Source organism: Methylobacterium sp. V23 (assembly GCF_002917135.1).
In the GTDB taxonomy this organism is placed as follows: Bacteria; Pseudomonadota; Alphaproteobacteria; order Rhizobiales; family Beijerinckiaceae; genus Methylobacterium.
Window position 1 is genome coordinate 1 of the sequence record NZ_PDHT01000029.1, and the last position, 15,654, is coordinate 15,654.

The following is a 15,654-nucleotide window of genomic DNA, read 5'->3' on the forward strand; positions in this document are numbered from 1 at the left end:
CCCCCCCCCCCCCCCCCCCCCCCCCCCCCCCCCCCCCCCCCCCCCCCCCCCCCCGGCGCGGGGCGGGGCGGGTGCATACTCAGGCATGTCACCACCTCGCTCTGAGCCTTCGCCGACCCGCTTGGCTCCTGCCTTGGCCGGCATCACCGTTCTGATTGGGTAATCCATCGCGAGGAGGGCGGCTTTGGCGTCTCTGACGCGGGTCCCGCCGTGCCTGACAAGGGAACGAACGGCGCGCAAGGGGCGTCATCCTTCGACTCTACCGAAGTCGAGGAGACTGATATGGACGATGATCGCGTTTGGTCGTTCGAGAAGAGCTTATGGACCGGCGACGCGGACCATTACCGCGAATTGGTCGATGATGAGTGCCTGATGGTCTTACCGACGCCGCCTTTCGTGCTCAGTGGCGCACAGGCGGTCGAGGCCGTTGCCGCGACACCGCGTTGGTCCAGCATCGAGATCACGAAAGGCCAGATCTCACGTCCCCAAGAAGGTCTCATCATCATCGCCTACCATGCCAAGGCATCGCGCGACGATGAATCGTACGAAGCCAATTGCACGTCGACCTATCGGCGGATGTCTAATGAGGTCTGGCGGGTCGTTCAACACCAGCAGACGCCGCCCCTCTCCATTCCCGCGGTCAACGACTGATCTTCACACGCACCGGCTCCCCGTTTGATTGGGACAAGTTAAGGGACCGAAGGCGATGATGCTGCGCGAGGCATCGCGTGAATGCACGATGCCCCGTCGACTGTCTTCAGCCGGCACCGTACCCACCCTCCTTGTTCGTTTGATGCCGATTGGGCGAGTGGTCGTCGTATCCGCCCGTTTCCGGGCCCTGATCACGAGAGGGCTCGACGCGGCCGGGTGAGGTCGGGCCGGCCTCAGCGGGATCATCGCTGGTCCGAGGCTCGACTAGGGATTTGCCTCTCGACGGGATCGCGTGCGCATCCGTTGATGCCTTGTCCGAACTCATGGTGCCCTCGCAGGTTCGTGCCACATACGGGGAAGAGGCCGCCGCGGATCGAGTTCCGTCCACCGCGGAGGCACAAGACGTCGACTCGGCTGAGACAAGGCATGGACGCGGCGATGGTCAGTGGCTAGCGACAGCGGCAGGTGTTGCGCGTTGGCGACGGCATCGCTGCAACTGTGCGCATTGTGCATAGGAGGTCACCATCATCGCGATCGACATGTCATGAAGCCCAGCCGATGACGGGCTGGTTTGGACCATGGACATGAAGAGCGCTGGGTTTCGTCGGGCAGCACAGGGCGCTGCGACTGCCGTCCTTCTGGTCCTGGCGTTGGGCAGCCCTTTCGCAAGGGCTGGTTCGGCGGCGCAACCGGGACAGACGGTGGGCCAGCTGCCTGGTGCGCCGTTGCTGGTGGGCCTGTATTTCATCAACACGTCAAGCTTCGGCTCGCGCGGCACGACTCCACGCTCCACCGACTCGAACATTAACCTACCGTCGTTCATCTGGGCGACCCCAGCAGAGGTGGTCGGAGGACGACTACAATTCGTTGTCCTGCAGCCGATCGTGGCGTCGAGCACTCGGGGTGCTGCCTATCAGAGCGGCTTCGGCCAGACGCTATTGGCTGCGCAGGTAGCCTGGAAGCTCGGGCATGATGTGAACTTCAGTTATCTCCTAGGCGCCTATCTTCCGAGCGACACCAAGATCGTCATCCAAAATCCGGTCCTGCATCAGCGCTTTGCCATCACTTACAACGGCGACGGATGGAACCTGACGGGAAACTTCCTCTATGGCACCTTCTTCGACACGCGCTCGTCGAGCGGGACATTCTACCCGGACTTCCTCAACCTTGATCTCACGGCCACGAAACATTTCGGCAAGTGGGAAGTCGGGCCAGTCGCCTTCGGATCGACCGATCTACCGACAAACAATTCAAGTTACGCGCGCCAGGGCCAAGTCGCCGTGGGCGCGCTCGTCGGCTACAATTTCGGCTCCGTGAACCTACAAGCCTACGTCACGCGCGACATCGTTCAGCACAACTATGCAGGCTTCGAGACCCGCGGGTGGCTGCGTGCCACGGTGCCGATTTACCAGGACAAGGAGCAGCCTGAGGGAGCTCGTCCCATCCTGCGCAAGTTCTAGGACGAGCCCGGTACGGGGCGCGCCGTCCTGCGCGAAATGCACGCAAGCCGACCCTCCTCGCGCAACGGCCGGCTCCTTTGCGCGTATTTTCCTCAGCGGGCAGATCGCCCGGTTCGACCAGGAGTCGGGTGTATGAGACACAAAGCTCTGCGGGATCAGGTCATCGTCATCACCGGGGCCTCCAGCGGTATTGGATTGACGACCGCACGAATGGCGGCCCAGCGGGGTGCCCGAGTTGTGTTGGCGGCACGCAGCACCGATGTCCTCGCGCGGGTGGTCAGCGAGATCGAGGCGGAGGGCGGTCACGCTGTCGCCGTGACAGCAGATGTCGGTCGGCGCGACGACGTACTGGCGATCGCCGACGAGGCACGAGCGAGCTTCGGCGGCTTCGATACCTGGGTCAACGTTGCCGGCCTGACGATCTACGGCCCGCTGAGCGCGATCGATTACGCCGATCACGAACGTCTGATTCAAACCAATCTCTGGGGCACGGTGCATGGCTCTCTCGTCGCAGTCGAGCACCTGCGCCGGCACGGTGGCGCCCTGATCAATGTCGGAAGCGTGGCCTCCGACCTCGCGTTCCCGTTCCAGGGCCTCTACGCGACCTCAAAGCACGCTGTGAAGGGATTTACCGACACCCTGCGCATGGAACTGATCGCCGAAGGCGCGCCGGTCTCGGTCACCTTGGTCAAGCCCGCCTCTGTCGACACGCCTCTGCCGAACCGTGCGCGCAACTACATGGACCGAGAGCCGACGCTACCCCCGCCGATCTATCCACCGTCCGAGGTTGCCAACGCCATCCTCCATGCGGCCGTACATCCGCAGCGGGACATCTTCGTTGGCGGCGGCGGCAAGATGTTCGTCATGGGCAAGGAGTTCGTGCCTGGCGCCTATGACGAACTCGCACCCGCGATCATTGCCTTGCAGAAGCGCTCCGAAACGCCACGGAACCCGACCGGCGCCCTGCACGCCCCTGTCAACGCTGGCGCGGAACGTGGCGATCCGCCGATCTACGTGATGCGCACCAGCGCGTACACACGCGCCACGCTGCATCCGCTGACGACGCTGTCGATCGCCGCCGGTCTCGCGATGGCGACAGCCCTGCTTCTCGGACGGCGTGTTCGACATCCACTGTGAGGCGGTCGACCTGAGCCCAGCTCAGGCTTCCGGATTGGTTCTGATAGAGAAGCGATCGCGGGCGGTGATCCGATCCGCCACGAGATCGTGGACTTCGCGCTGGTAGACCTCCCGGCAGAGGAAAGCGCGCTCGAGGTCGAGACGCTCTTCCTCAATGTCGATGTACCAGCAGCGTCGCCGCCCGCTCCAGCGGTAACTTCTCCCCTTCAGGACGTCTTTCGTGGAGATCGGAGAACCAGCGGCCCAAACCCGCACCGTCGGCTTGCGCGCGATCTCGAGCAAGCACGCAAGGACGAGGCGCCCAGAGGTTCTCAGAGGCGCTGCGAGGAGTGTCAGCAGTGCGTAGCAATCGTCAATGGCGCGGTGGCCCTTGTGGAAGTAGCCGTGATCGATAAGCAGGTAGCCAAGCTTAAACCCCTCGTGGCCTTCTGCACGCCAGGGCACTTGATGGCAGGAGCAGGCCCAGTTTTTTTCCGCGAAGACCGGCCAGCGGGTCTCGCACATCTGTCGGTCGAAGCTGGCGTTGTGGGCGATTACCACGGCAGCGTCGGCCACCATCGCCGTTACAGCCTCGTCATCAATGCGCTGCCCGGCCAAATCGGTGTCACCGATGCCGGTCAGGCGGGTGATCTCGGGCGGGATAGGCCGGCCGGGGTCGTGGAGTTGGTTGAGCGAATCGAGCACGCGGTAGACTCGACCGCTCGCGCCGTACTCGAACTTGATCATGCCGAGTTCGATCACCGTATCGCGGGTGTGATCGACCCCAGTGGTCTCCGTATCGACGATCAGGCCGATAAAAGTTGGTTCAGTGGGAGGCTCGTCCGCATCCACGAAAGGCTTGAGCTGCCGAAGGACGCGGTAGGCACCTGTCGCCTCGAGGGTATCTGCAATCACATCTAGGGCGTGCGTCGGTGCCACGTTGTCCAAGCCCGGCTGGTCTCCGGTCGCGCGAACCGTGCCCGGGCGATCCCACGGAGAGCCTAGGCGCAGAACTGATCGGACTGAAAGTCATACTAACTTCGTATCCCCAGAAGATTGCCAGTGCTGCGACGCACACCCCGTTGCACAGTTGAGCATTGGCATGCCGTGGCTTCACCCTGCTAGCGCTCGGGCTTGTTAAGCCCAAGGTGTCCATGCGCTTCGACCGGCGTCATGCGCCGAATGGCATGCTCCGAAAACCCGAGGGTATGGAGATCGCCTCTCTGACGATTGGTGATCATCAGGGAGATTGCATGTGGGGCTGTGGAAACCTTCTTGTCGACCAACATCGCATTAGCGACGCGCTCGCTGAAGGCCACGCCCGCCGCGTCGCGATCGAGGAATCTCAGGAGATCGTCGTCGCCTTCTACCATCGTTCGATCCACTCATTCTGCATGTCGAAATTCAATATCTGCCACCGTGTCCCGTCAGTCGACGTCGACGTAAACCCGGGAAGAGCCAGCGCAATCCCGTCTCGCGCACTTTGACAACCGCGGCAACGTCGCAGTCCTCGCGAAGATCTCAGGCCTTCCCTGTCTTCACGGCCTCACGATGCCAAACCGCTGGTCGACGCGCTGCTCGATGAAATACGACGTCGCCCAGATCGCGAGACCGCCCAGCGCCAGCGCGACGCCGACCCAGCCGGTTGAGGGAAGGCCGTATCCGGACACGAGCGCGAACCCTGCTAGCCAGGGTCCGAGGGCATTGGCGACGTTGAAGGCGGAGTGGTTCAGTGCGGCAGCAAGAGTCTGCGCGTCCTCCGCGACATCCATCAGGCGGGTCTGCAGAATGGTGGCGAGTCCGCCTCCACAGCCGATGAGGAAGACGACGGGCCCGAGGGTCCAAAGGCTTCCTGCGGCGTATGGGTAGAGAGCAAGTGCGCAGGCGCTCCAGACCAGGGTCACCCCGGCCGACGGCATCAGCGCCCGATCGGCTGCCCACGCACAGACGAGGTTGCCGAGGGTGAGGCCTAGGCCGAACAGTGCAAGCATCGGCGGGATGGCACTCGGCGATGCATGGGTGACCTCCAGCATCGTCGAAGCCAGATAGGTGTAGACGGAGAACAGGCCACCGAAGCCGATCGCGCCGGTGGCGAGTGTCAGCCAGACCTGACCGCGCCGCAGAGCCCCAAGTTCCTTCAAGGCGCTCGCTCCCTGAGCCGGTGCGCCGAGAGGCGCATAGATCCGCACCAGGATTGCGGTCGCCGTGGCAAGGAGGGCTACGAGGGCGAAGCTCCAGCGCCAGCCGGCGAACTGGCCGATGCCGTTGGCCAGCGGCACCCCAACCACCGTCGCGACGGTCAAGCCAGCGATGATCCGCGACACAGCCTGCGAGCGCCGCTCCCGCGGGACAAGTGAGGCGGCGACCAAGGCAGCGACGCCGAAGTAGGCGCCGTGCGGCAGGCCGGCGAGGAATCGGAAGACCAACATCCAGGAATAACTCGGCGCCAACGCCGACAACCCGTTACCAAGAGCGAACAACACCATCAGGGTGACCAAGAGGGTCCGTCGTGCGACGCGGGCTGCCAGCACGGCGATGACGGGCGCGCCTACCACGACACCCAGGGCGTAGGCGCTAATTACATGGCCAGCCGTGGGGGCATCAATTCCAAGATCGGGAGCAAAGGCCGGTAGCAGGCTCATGGCGGCGAATTCGGTCGTGCCGATTGCGAAGCCCCCGGTCGCCAGCGCTACGAGGATAAGGGTCGGGTGCGACGCAGGCGCTGGGATGCTGGGCGCGTGATCCGCTACGGCCGCGGATTCCAGGGGAGATGTCTGTGGGAGATCGACGACGCTCATCGCAGGCCTATCTTGGACAGCTTTGGGTCAAGGCTAAACATGATGGTCCGACCTCGGATCGGGGCCCGCTGCGGCCTCGCATATGCGATCATAGTTTTGGGGTCCGGTATGGGAGGTATTCTCGCAATGGAGCCGCGATCAGTTCTTCGGCACCTTGTCCTTGCCCTTACCCGGGTTTGATGTGTTGACGAGTTCGGGCGATGCCTTGGCGCGGAGAGACTGGCGCTGGGCCTCCGGATCGATCCGCCGGACGCGAGTCAATGGTTCGAGGCGGACTGGACTACCAGTCTTCAGCGCCTCGACGATGCCTTCCAAAACGCGCACGTCTGCATAACCCTCTTCGCCATCAGGTTCGGGGTCGCGGTCGATCAGGATGCAGTCGGAGAAGTAGCGCAGTTCGCCGCCGAAATGGTCTGTGTTCTTGAAGGTCTCGTGCGTCTTGCTTTCACCGATGGTGACGGTGTGCGCCAAAGACTTGCCGTACATGTATCCGGGGTTCACCTCTATGCTGCCCTTCGTACCCACCACCGTGTAGGTGTCGAGCGTGTTGCCCACATAGGACAGCACGAACTGCGCCAGGCGGTCGCCCGGGAAGCGCAATGTCACCGCGACTGTGTCATCAAAGTCGCCGAGACCTGCTTCAGGGTGCCGTACGCCGACGGCGGAGACCACCTCTGTCGGCTCCGAGCCGAAAACGTAGCGGGCTGCGTTCACCGGGTAAGGACCCATGTCAAAGATTGGTCCGGCCTCAATACCACTGCGAGCCCGGTGGTTCTCGGGCGAGACCATTTGGGTGAAGGTCGAGGCAAAGGTCAGCAAGGTACCAAGCTTGCCCGAACGGATCAGGTCGATGGTCGCGAGGGTCGCGGCCTCGAAATGCAGCCGGTAGGCCACCATCAGCTTGGCCGGCGAGCGCTCCGCGACGTCCAAGATCTCACGGCACTTCGCTGCCGAGACCTCCAGCGGTTTCTCCACCAGCACATGGATCCCGGCTTCCAGGGCGGGAATCGCGAACTCCGCGTGGCGCCAGTTCGGGGTGGCGATGTAGATCGCATCGATCTTGCCCGAAGCGATGAGTTCGCCGAACTGCTCGTAGCCGTAGGATTCCGTGACGCCGTACTGCCTGCCGACACCCTGGGACTTTTCCGGATCACCTGTGACGAAAGCTACCACCTCGGAGTTTCCGGTGTGGGCCACACCCGGCAGCATCGCCTCCTGCGTGATATCGCCGAGTGCGACGAAAGCGTAGCGAACCTTCCGGGCTGCGGTGAAGCCGAGGGCGGATGCGAGGCTCATGCGGGTCTCCGGGTGGGAAAGCGAAGCGTGTCGGGCGTTGCGAACTCGGCCGGAGCCTCGTCGCGTTTTAGGACGGTGGTGTGCAATCAACTGCGCCCTGCGGCCAATGTTGCATACGGATGCAGTCAGTGGCACATGGATGCCTTGCGCTGGGTGCAGGTGGTTCACTCGGAGTTCGTCAGATGAGCAGGACGCGTCCGCCCTCGTCGATTGCTGTCGCCCGGTTGGCCGGCGTCTCCCAATCGGCCGTATCGCGGACCTTCACTCCCGGGGGCGTCGTCTCGCCGGCGACCCGCGCCAAGGTGCTGGCGGCCGCTTCGACGTTGGGCTACCGGCCAAACCTCCTGTCCCGCTCCCTCACGACCGGGCGCTCCGGCATCGTCGCCGTAGCTGTCGGCGGCCTCTCCAACCCTTTCCACGCGATGGCGCTGGAGTGCTTCGCGACCGGCCTGCAACGGAGGGGACAGCAAGTCATGCTCGTCGTGGTCGAGGACGAGTGGGCGCTCGGCTCTGCCGTGGAACTCCTTTCAGGTTATCAAGTGGACGCGGTGCTCAGTTCGCTCTCGGTGAACGCTCGGGATGTCGCCGAGGCCCTGACACGTTTCAGCGTTCCCATCGTCACGATGAACTCCTCGGTGACCAATCGCTGGGTTCGGACGGTGGCGGCCGACGACCATGAAGCCGGCGCCGCAATCGCGAAGCATCTGTACGGGCAGGGCGCCCGTCGCTTCGGCTACATCGCGGGCCGCTCGGGTACGCTTGCCCAGGAGCGCCGCGAGGCCGGCTTTCGGCAGGGCTTGGCTGAGTTCGGTATCACGGACTGCGAAAGGGCGCAGGGCAACCACCATCATAGCGGCGGGGCAGCGTCGGTCCGGACGCTCTATGCGTCTGGCACCGGGCCGGACGGCCTGTTCTGCTTGAACGACCTGACCGCAATGGGCGCCATCGACGCGTTGCGGGTAGAGTTCGGTTTGCGCTGTCCGGACGATGTATTAGTCGCCGGTTACGACAACATCGACGGATCAGCGTGGCCTCCCTACCACTTGACCACGGTCGATGTGGGCATGGACCGTGTCGCTGCCGAAGCCTTCGCGCTGATCGAAGGGGAGGATAGCGGTCCACCAGAAGTCTTGGTGCAGCCCCGCCTTGTCCTGCGCGCCAGCACCCGCAGTTGAGCAGGCAAGGCCGCTTTCTTGCTGATCAAGCGTTCTGCTCGCTGACGCCCAAGGTTTCGAATTGTAACATCTGCGTAGTTTGTCGGAGTCTTGCAACTTCGGCGGCTAAGTTCTGGAAGATGTCACCCCACCGCCCACGTGCCGAGTTGGCTCAGCACTGCCTTCGAGTGTGTTCAGTCAACCAACTTGGGAAGGGTGTCGTCTGCTCTCAGCGAGACACTGTGCGCCGCACCGGCCACGAAGTTGATCGTATCATTGGGAGTCGCGGGCTGCCGTATTCGCCTTCAGAATAGCTCGAATTGTCCAATCGTCGACCTCTGGCATCATTATGCCGAGCAGAACGATGCACGGCAACAGAGTGCACGCCATGTCGAATCCATCGACCATCGCCTGTCGTCCGCACCGGGAACCATTCCGGATCATGAAGCAGGCCATGAGGTTCTGCTTGTTCGCCTCACCGTTGTTGACGAGCACAAGCCCGCCGCCGCCTGCCGGTCTCGTACTTGGATCGGTCGTGGAACTCCGAAATGTTCGAGTCCCCGACGGTTGGATGAACGGCCCCCACGGGCAGGATGAAGATCATGTCTCGCTCCTCTATACTTTCCGGACAGGGCCGTATCAGTGAAGAAGGGCAGGCTTGAAATAGCAGATGCGTACAAAGTTGCGGAAGGCGGACGCGTGTCACGGTCGTCCAGCTTTCACTAAGAACAGAACTGTTTGACGCAACTGTCGCCGTGATGACCAAGTAGGATTTGATCACTCTTCCTCTGGTGGTGAGTTGGAGGTATTCCTCAGGCGAGCGATGTAGAAGAGCGTTTAGAGTCCGTCCGATCAGTCATGACGCTCGGCCGAGTCTTCGGACGAGGATCATGGCGGCGGCGGCGTGGAGGAAGGCCTGGGCCGAGGCGAGGGTCGCCTCCGGGGCTTTCCAAAGGCGGCGGTTGCGGCTGATCCAGCCAAAGAAGCGTTCGACCACCCATCTGCGCGGGTGCACGGCAAAGCCGACTTGATCCTTGGGTTTGCGCACGATGTGGACGGTGATGATCGTTGCAGTCGCGGGCCTGTCGCCCGCATAGCCTGCATCGGCGAAGGCCTTGGCGATGAATGGGAAGGTCCGCCGCGACAGGCGCAGCACCGGTCCGGCCCCATCGCGATCCTGCACGTCGGCGGGCTGTGGGTCGAGGACGAGAGCGCGTCCGTCCGTGTCAACCAGGGCCTGACGCTTGCGGCCCTTGATCTTCTTTCCAGCGTCGTAGCCGCGCGGCCCTCCGCTCTCGGTGTTCTTCACGCTCTGGCCGTCGAGCACTGCAGCAGTAGGCGAGGCGCTTCGACCGACCCGATCGCGGTCCACCATGACAAGGTGATGGTTGATCCGGCCGAACAGGCCGTCGTCGCGCCAGCGGGCGAAGTCGCCGAACGTCGTGCTGCGCGGAAACAGATCCTTCGGGATCATCCGCCACGCGATGCCGCCCCGCAGGACTGAGAAGATCGCGTTCAGGATCTTTCGCGTCGTCCAGACGGGCGGACGACCGCACGAAGCCGGCTCCGGCATCAGCGGCGCGATGACCGCCCATTCCGCATCCGTCAGGTCGGTTTCGTAGCGCAGGTTGGCACGGCTATGCTGCCGGCGAGTGGTCGGGGTCCACATGGCACTTCCAGGTCAGGCTTCAGCACCCTTCTGGAATCACCGCCATCCCGGCCACTCAACCCCTGCCAGACGTTATCGGACGGGCTCTTAGCCAGCAGGAGAAGTAAGCACCAATTTTCCTTCGAAGGGCGCCTTCTGATTGCGATTGCTGGTGCAGGCGTAGGTTTCCTGGCCTGGCTTCAGCGTCCGAATTCGCAGGACACCCTTCCCGTGCTGTTTCACGAGATAACCCTTTTCGCTCGCGACATGAATGAGGTCGCCGTCAGCATGTAGAACGTTGGCGTTCTCGAACTGACCCGGCGCAGTGATCGTGACGGGTTCGGCGGCCTGGCTCACGATGCGAAGTTCCACGTTCGTGTTGGCGGGCAACTTCAATTCGGCAGGGGCACAGATAGGCTTGTCCCCGTCCATCGTGATCGTCAGTTCGACGGGCGGCATCGCATCGCTCGAAGCCGGGGGCAACGGTTTGCTTTGAGCAAGGGCTCCGCCTGCGCATGTGCTGGCCGCCAGAGCACCAAGTCCGAGCAGTGCGTATCGCATCAGGAAAACCTCGACTGAATAGGGTTCTGTCGGGGAATGGATGGCAGCGAGTTAGAGTTCCTTCACGCGGCGGCGCGCCGCAAGGCCGGTTGCACCAAGATCGTAGTTCGGAGGCAAGCGACATTGCGCCAGCTTGAGCGCTATAGAGATTGCACCATCTCGCGGAATGGCAGTGCGCCCGCTCTTATCTCTCCATGGCGCGACTATTTTTCAGGTTGCATGGCAATATTCTTCACCGCTGACACCCATTTCGGTGACGCACCTCTGGTTCAGCGTCGACGCCAGACCTTCGGGTCGGTGGAGGCCCATGACGAGGCTCTGATCGTCCGCTGGAATTCGGTTGTGGGAGTGACCGACGAGGTCTGGCACCTCGGTGACTTCGCCGCCGGTGCCAGCCGCGCGCATTGTGCCGCCGTCTTTGCTCGTCTCAATGGTATCAAGCGCTTGGTGCGCGGCAATCACGATACGAACCGGGTGCTCGAACTACCCTGGACAGAGCCGCCGGTAGAGAATGCCCGTATCACCGTTGGAGATTCCAACGGCTTGGCTTGGCGGCTCTTTCTCTCGCATTACCCGCATCGGTCCTGGCCGGGCTTCTGGCGGGAGACGCGCCACCTGTATGGGCATACCCATGCGTGCCTGCCGGATACGAGCCGCTCCTGTGACGTCGGGGCCGATGCCTGCGATTACCGTCCGGTCGAACTGACAACGCTGATCGCGCGTCAGGACGCAGCGCTGCAGGCTCCCGAGGAAATGGCGGCACGTGGCCTACGTTGAGCCCTTCCGAGGATACAACGATCCCATGATGTCTTGGCCATCGTCGGTCCCCCATGGTGCTGTCGATTCTGCGTCTCATCCCTAATCTGGTGAAGCTCTGCGGGTCCTTCCCGGAAACGCGCCTTCCGGGTTCGGCTCCCTCCGTATAGTAAAAAATGAATTCAGAGTAATATTGACTGTATAGTAGGTCTCGTGATGCGTAGTCCCCAAGCATAGAATGCTGCTCAGATCAAGGATACATCAGGGAAATCGCAGACACCTTCAGGCCAGCCTTCCGATGGTCGTTGGACAGCAAGACGGGGCGTCGTTGCGCCCGCGGGTACCCCTGGGAGCTTAACACTCGCCCGCAACAGCATTTTCCAAATCAAGATCATACCGGGCGATCCCGGTCTTTGGTTCGGCCCCAGTCTCTGAGAGGCGATGATGTTCCAAGCCGCTCCGATTGGCGCGGCGCTTTATTGAACGCGCCAGGACGCGGAGTATTCGCGTTGCCGCGAACGACATCACCCTGAACGATCGCATGCCCAGAGGCGACTGCCAGGATCAACTGCGTCGCGTAGGCGCGAGGTCCACTCCCCTTCAGGGACATCCCCGGGCCGCCGGGGCGGAGCTTGTTGCCGATTAAGCCCCAGGGCGGTGGAATGGGAAGTCGCCTGATGCCTAGGCCTCGATCAAGCAGCGCTGCGGCGTCTTCGATCTGGCCGGCAAGCAGGAGAAGGCCAGGGCGCGTGATCCGAAACGCGTAGTTGCTTTCATCATCCACCTCCACGAGCGAGACGAGCTTCAAGGACAAAGCCTGACAGGCGATATCAACGTTGTCGCGTGTGAACTCGGCCTCAAGCGCGAGAGGTTGTGCAGATGTCCGGCAGGATACCCGTTCGAGAAACAGGCGGCGTCTGAACGTTTGTGCCATATCCCTCGCACACGGATCGGTCACCCCGGATCGATCTTTCGGGGGGGGCAGCATGCCGTCGGGGAAGTTTCGGACTGGTTGCGATCAACGCGTCGCTAGACCACCAAACTGCATGCGGCCGGCTTTCGTCCCCAGCTTCGCTTGAATGGTGAGAGCCGGAAATTCCGGGGTCGGGCCAGAATCGACCATGCCACGCACCTGACAAAATTCCGTGAACCTTTCGCTATCAATCCCCTCAATTTACAGCAGGAAACGATCATAGACCTGCAAACTGCTGACATCCCTTGCCTGTGCTCCAATCAATGACTGATCAACAAGGGCGCAACTCGCAGCCTTCGCAAACCTGATGAGGATGCACGCATTTCCAAATTGCGGCGTGTGCCGCTGAGGTCGCCCATCGTCCTCAGGGGGGGTGTCCAATCGGCCACCAGATCAACGGGTGTGTATCTCCCTTCTACGCCGCAGCCTAAAGGTGCATTTGCTGACTGCGATGTGTGTCACGACGTCCTCGATTCTCGTTCCAGGCCCGCGCTGAATCCCACTAGACGTGAGCGTCGAGCTTGGATGGTGAAGCGGAAATCTCTTGTTGTTCTCCGGCGCTGCCCTCTCTGAAGGGATGGGACCGTTCCAGAAGGCTGCTCATGATGAAGTTGTTTATTGCCAAGATCCGATCCGCCGTCGGGACAAAGCCCTTGGTGACGGTGCGGGCCGCCGCGGAAGGGGAGGCAAGGCTGTTCCTGGAAGCCGCCTATCCGGAGGACGAGATCGTAGATGTTGCCGAACCCAGCGGCTGGGCGAGCGATGCCGATACCGGAAGTTCAGCGGGCGATATTCGCGAGCATGCCGGCGTGGAGTGGCAGGCGCCTTCGAGCCACGCAGATTAACGGATCGATGCGCTCGATCGCTGCGCCCCCGCCAGAGATGGATTGACCCAAGATCGGGCACTTTTCAATGCCTCGGTCTGTGTGGCCTCCCGCGGACCAAGCAGATCCGCTGGGAAGACTGCGCCTTTTCCCTAATCGACTGGCTGGAGGTCTTGTCCGTGATTCGCTATGATTTCTCGTTGTCGCTGTAAGGAGGACGATCGCCCAGGGGAGGGGGAGTGTCTTCCAGCGTTCCAATGGCCGCTGGTGAGATGACACGATAGCTGACTTTCGGGATGCCGCCGACCAGTCGATTACCGTTTCTGTCAGGACTGATGAAGCGCTCGAGTGGGTGCGATTAATGCACGTGGTTCTGGTAACAGCGCGTTGCGATCACGACACCGCTGACCATGCTGGCACGAACCTCGCCGCATTATGTCGGCGCTGCTAGAGCGGTGTCCCATCGGCTTGAATCGTTTGTGGTTTCGAGAGCGGGGTAGATGTGATTCGATACCCGGCCTTCCGTGGAGGAGAGCCGGATGCCCTCAGCCCTGTCAGCGGATCTGCGTGAGCGCGTCGTAATAGCGATCGAGGCAGGAACCTCACGCCGGGAAGCCGCCAGACGGTTCGAGGTCAGTCCGGCTAGCGCCGTGCGCTGGCACAAGGCCTTCGTGCGGGAAGGGCGCACACGGGCAAAGCCGATGGGCGGCGATCAGCGCTCGCACGCCATCGAGGCGCAGGCCGACCTGATCCGGCAGACCTACGAGACGAAGCCCGAACTGTTCCTGCACGAGTTGCGCGACCGTTTGGCCGAACAGGGTCTGCGGGTCGGGGTCAGCAGCCTGTCCCGCTTCTTCAAGCGCCACGGCATCACGCGCAAAAAAACACTGGTCACGCCGCCGAGCAGGAGCGGGAGGACGTGAAGACCGCGCGCCTGTGCTGGTTCGAGCGCCAGCTCGATCTCGACCCGGACAAGCTCGTGTTCCTCGACGAGACCGCCACCAACACGAAGATGGTCCGCCGCTATGGGCGAGCCCCGCGCGGCGAACGCTGCCGGGTTGCGGTGCCGTTCGGCCACTGGAAAACCATCACGGTCACCGCCGGTCTGGGCATCAGCGGCCTGATGGCCACCGCCCTCTTCGATGGACCGATGACCGGCGCTCGCTTCCGCGGCTATGTCGAAGAAACCCTTGTCCCAGCCCTCAGGCCCGGCGACACGGTCGTGCTCGACAATCTGCCAGCCCACAAGCTCAGCGGCATCCGCGAACGCATCGAGGCGGCCGGGGCGAGGCTACTCTACCTGCCGGCCTATTCCCCCGACTTCAACCCGATCGAACTCGCCTTCGCCAAGCTCAAGGCCATTCTTCGAGCCGAGGCCGCTCGAACGATCAGCGACCTCTGGGACACAATCCGACAAGCCTTCAGACGCTTCACGCCAGCCGAATGCCGCTGGTATCTCGCCGGAGCAGGCTACGACGTATATGATCCAACATGATACGATGCCGCTCTAGATCAAACACGATCGCTCCGAGCATCCACACCGACGCTGGGAGGGCTCGTTTCAGCGCGGGGCCTGAGGCAATCTCGTTGGTGACTCCCCACTACGGCGGCGGAGCGCTAACGTCCACGCGACGTCGTTTCCGGCCCCACAGCAACCAGGGCTCGAAGCGCCGCGATGCTTCACAAACGATGATCCTAGCTGGAGTTGGCACCCTATGCCGATGGGGTAGGCATACCCTTCAGGACGGCTTCATGAAGAAGGCGGAGCCAATGGATTGCCTCCCGGGCTTTGGCTTCGGCAATTTCAGCCCGCCGCTCCGCATCCGCCACCGAACTCTTGCTGGTGTTACTGGCCTCGACGATCGCTTCGACGTTCGCGAGCGTGATCGACCAGTCGAATTCGTCGGTCTCCGCCTTCGGCGCGGGCTCAACCCTGCGGGACAGCGTATCGGTAAAGTTCTCCGGAATTAGTCGGTTCAGGTCGTCGTTCGAATGCGGGAACGAAGTGCTGAAGATGTTCCGAATCCGCTCGGCCTCTTGGTCGAGCGAGTCCACGAGAACCGGCTTCTCAGCTGCTTCCATCACGTATGCATCCTCGTCCAGAATACCTTCACCTATTCCAACAGAAACCTAATCTTGTAAAAATCCGATTAAAAGAACGGAGATCCTGCGATCCGGAAGGGCTGCCATGTGAATTATGGGAGTATCTCGATGTAGAGGAACGACGCGGCAAACACGCAAGATCGCACGCATCGGGTCTGCCGAGGGACTTCGCAAAATTCGTTTGGTATGCTGGTACTCTGCGGCTCATTCAGTACAGATACGTCCGTGAAAGCGGGAGAGCGGCAGTCGGGTCAAGTCACTATTGCACAAGGCCCGGATAAGATTACCGCTCTGAAAGACGATGCACAGATATA

15 protein-coding genes are annotated in these 15,654 nt (G+C 62.2%); 7 read left to right on the top strand and 8 right to left on the bottom strand.

Annotated elements, in window-relative coordinates:
• Nucleotides 1-282 precede the first annotated feature (282 nt).
• From CRT23_RS21550 to CRT23_RS21560, 3 genes are all read left to right on the top strand, one after another.
• Nucleotides 283-651 (top strand): DUF4440 domain-containing protein, encoded by a 369-nt coding sequence (locus CRT23_RS21550; RefSeq protein WP_103711732.1) that lies wholly within the window; start codon nt 283-285, stop codon nt 649-651.
• Nucleotides 652-1,235: 584 nt separating this feature from the next.
• The gene (locus CRT23_RS21555; protein ID WP_245436468.1) at nt 1,236-2,111 is read left to right on the top strand and encodes a transporter; all 876 of its coding nucleotides are present in this window, start codon (nt 1,236-1,238) and stop codon (nt 2,109-2,111) included.
• A gap of 132 nt (nt 2,112-2,243) precedes the next feature.
• Complete coding sequence (locus CRT23_RS21560) at nt 2,244-3,248, top strand: SDR family oxidoreductase (protein ID WP_103711734.1); 1,005 nt, start codon at nt 2,244-2,246, stop codon at nt 3,246-3,248.
• Nucleotides 3,249-3,269: 21 nt separating this feature from the next.
• Here the strand turns inward: CRT23_RS21560 and CRT23_RS21565 are convergent, their stop codons facing one another.
• From CRT23_RS21565 to CRT23_RS21580, 4 genes are all read right to left on the bottom strand, one after another.
• Entirely contained in the window at nt 3,270-4,175 is a 906-nt protein-coding gene (locus CRT23_RS21565; protein WP_245436464.1) for a 3'-5' exonuclease, read from the bottom strand.
• Between the two features lie 173 nt (nt 4,176-4,348).
• Complete coding sequence (locus CRT23_RS21570) at nt 4,349-4,600, bottom strand: hypothetical protein (RefSeq protein ID WP_103711735.1); 252 nt, start codon at nt 4,598-4,600, stop codon at nt 4,349-4,351.
• Between the two features lie 165 nt (nt 4,601-4,765).
• Nucleotides 4,766-6,025 (bottom strand): MFS transporter, encoded by a 1,260-nt coding sequence (locus tag CRT23_RS21575; protein ID WP_103711736.1) that lies wholly within the window; start codon nt 6,023-6,025, stop codon nt 4,766-4,768.
• Nucleotides 6,026-6,163: 138 nt separating this feature from the next.
• A complete protein-coding gene (locus tag CRT23_RS21580) occupies nt 6,164-7,321 on the bottom strand; it encodes a Gfo/Idh/MocA family oxidoreductase (RefSeq protein ID WP_103711737.1) in 1,158 nt (385 codons plus the stop codon).
• A gap of 182 nt (nt 7,322-7,503) precedes the next feature.
• On the opposite strand from CRT23_RS21580, the gene CRT23_RS21585 reads away from it, so the two are divergent.
• Nucleotides 7,504-8,496, top strand: a complete 993-nt coding sequence (locus CRT23_RS21585; protein ID WP_181017423.1) for a LacI family DNA-binding transcriptional regulator — start codon at nt 7,504-7,506, stop codon at nt 8,494-8,496.
• Between the two features lie 835 nt (nt 8,497-9,331).
• On the opposite strand, the gene CRT23_RS21595 is transcribed toward CRT23_RS21585, so the two are convergent.
• Both CRT23_RS21595 and CRT23_RS21600 read right to left on the bottom strand, forming a co-directional pair.
• A complete protein-coding gene (locus CRT23_RS21595) occupies nt 9,332-10,144 on the bottom strand; it encodes an IS5 family transposase (RefSeq protein ID WP_103711740.1) in 813 nt (270 codons plus the stop codon).
• Between the two features lie 87 nt (nt 10,145-10,231).
• Nucleotides 10,232-10,684, bottom strand: coding sequence for an anaerobic typically selenocysteine-containing protein (locus CRT23_RS21600; RefSeq protein WP_103711741.1), 453 nt, complete (start codon nt 10,682-10,684; stop codon nt 10,232-10,234).
• 219 nt (nt 10,685-10,903) lie between these two features.
• Between CRT23_RS21600 and CRT23_RS21605 the strand changes: the two genes are divergently transcribed.
• Nucleotides 10,904-11,461, top strand: coding sequence for a metallophosphoesterase (locus CRT23_RS21605; RefSeq protein WP_103711767.1), 558 nt, complete (start codon nt 10,904-10,906; stop codon nt 11,459-11,461).
• A gap of 370 nt (nt 11,462-11,831) precedes the next feature.
• On the opposite strand, the gene CRT23_RS27960 is transcribed toward CRT23_RS21605, so the two are convergent.
• Entirely contained in the window at nt 11,832-12,374 is a 543-nt protein-coding gene (locus CRT23_RS27960) for a hypothetical protein (RefSeq protein WP_146056456.1), read from the bottom strand.
• A 641-nt stretch (nt 12,375-13,015) separates the two neighbouring features.
• On the opposite strand from CRT23_RS27960, the gene CRT23_RS21610 reads away from it, so the two are divergent.
• Together CRT23_RS21610 and CRT23_RS21615 are read left to right on the top strand one after the other, a co-directional pair.
• On the top strand, nt 13,016-13,258 hold the full coding sequence (locus tag CRT23_RS21610) for a hypothetical protein (RefSeq protein WP_103711742.1): 243 nt from the start codon (nt 13,016-13,018) through the stop codon (nt 13,256-13,258).
• Between the two features lie 518 nt (nt 13,259-13,776).
• A protein-coding gene (locus CRT23_RS21615) for an IS630 family transposase (RefSeq protein WP_103711743.1) occupies nt 13,777-14,732 on the top strand; the annotation gives its coding sequence in 2 pieces (ribosomal slippage) (nt 13,777-14,116 and nt 14,116-14,732; 957 coding nt in all).
• A gap of 218 nt (nt 14,733-14,950) precedes the next feature.
• Here CRT23_RS21615 and CRT23_RS21620 read toward each other — a convergent pair.
• Nucleotides 14,951-15,319, bottom strand: coding sequence for a hypothetical protein (locus CRT23_RS21620; RefSeq protein ID WP_103711744.1), 369 nt, complete (start codon nt 15,317-15,319; stop codon nt 14,951-14,953).
• Nucleotides 15,320-15,654 lie beyond the last annotated feature (335 nt).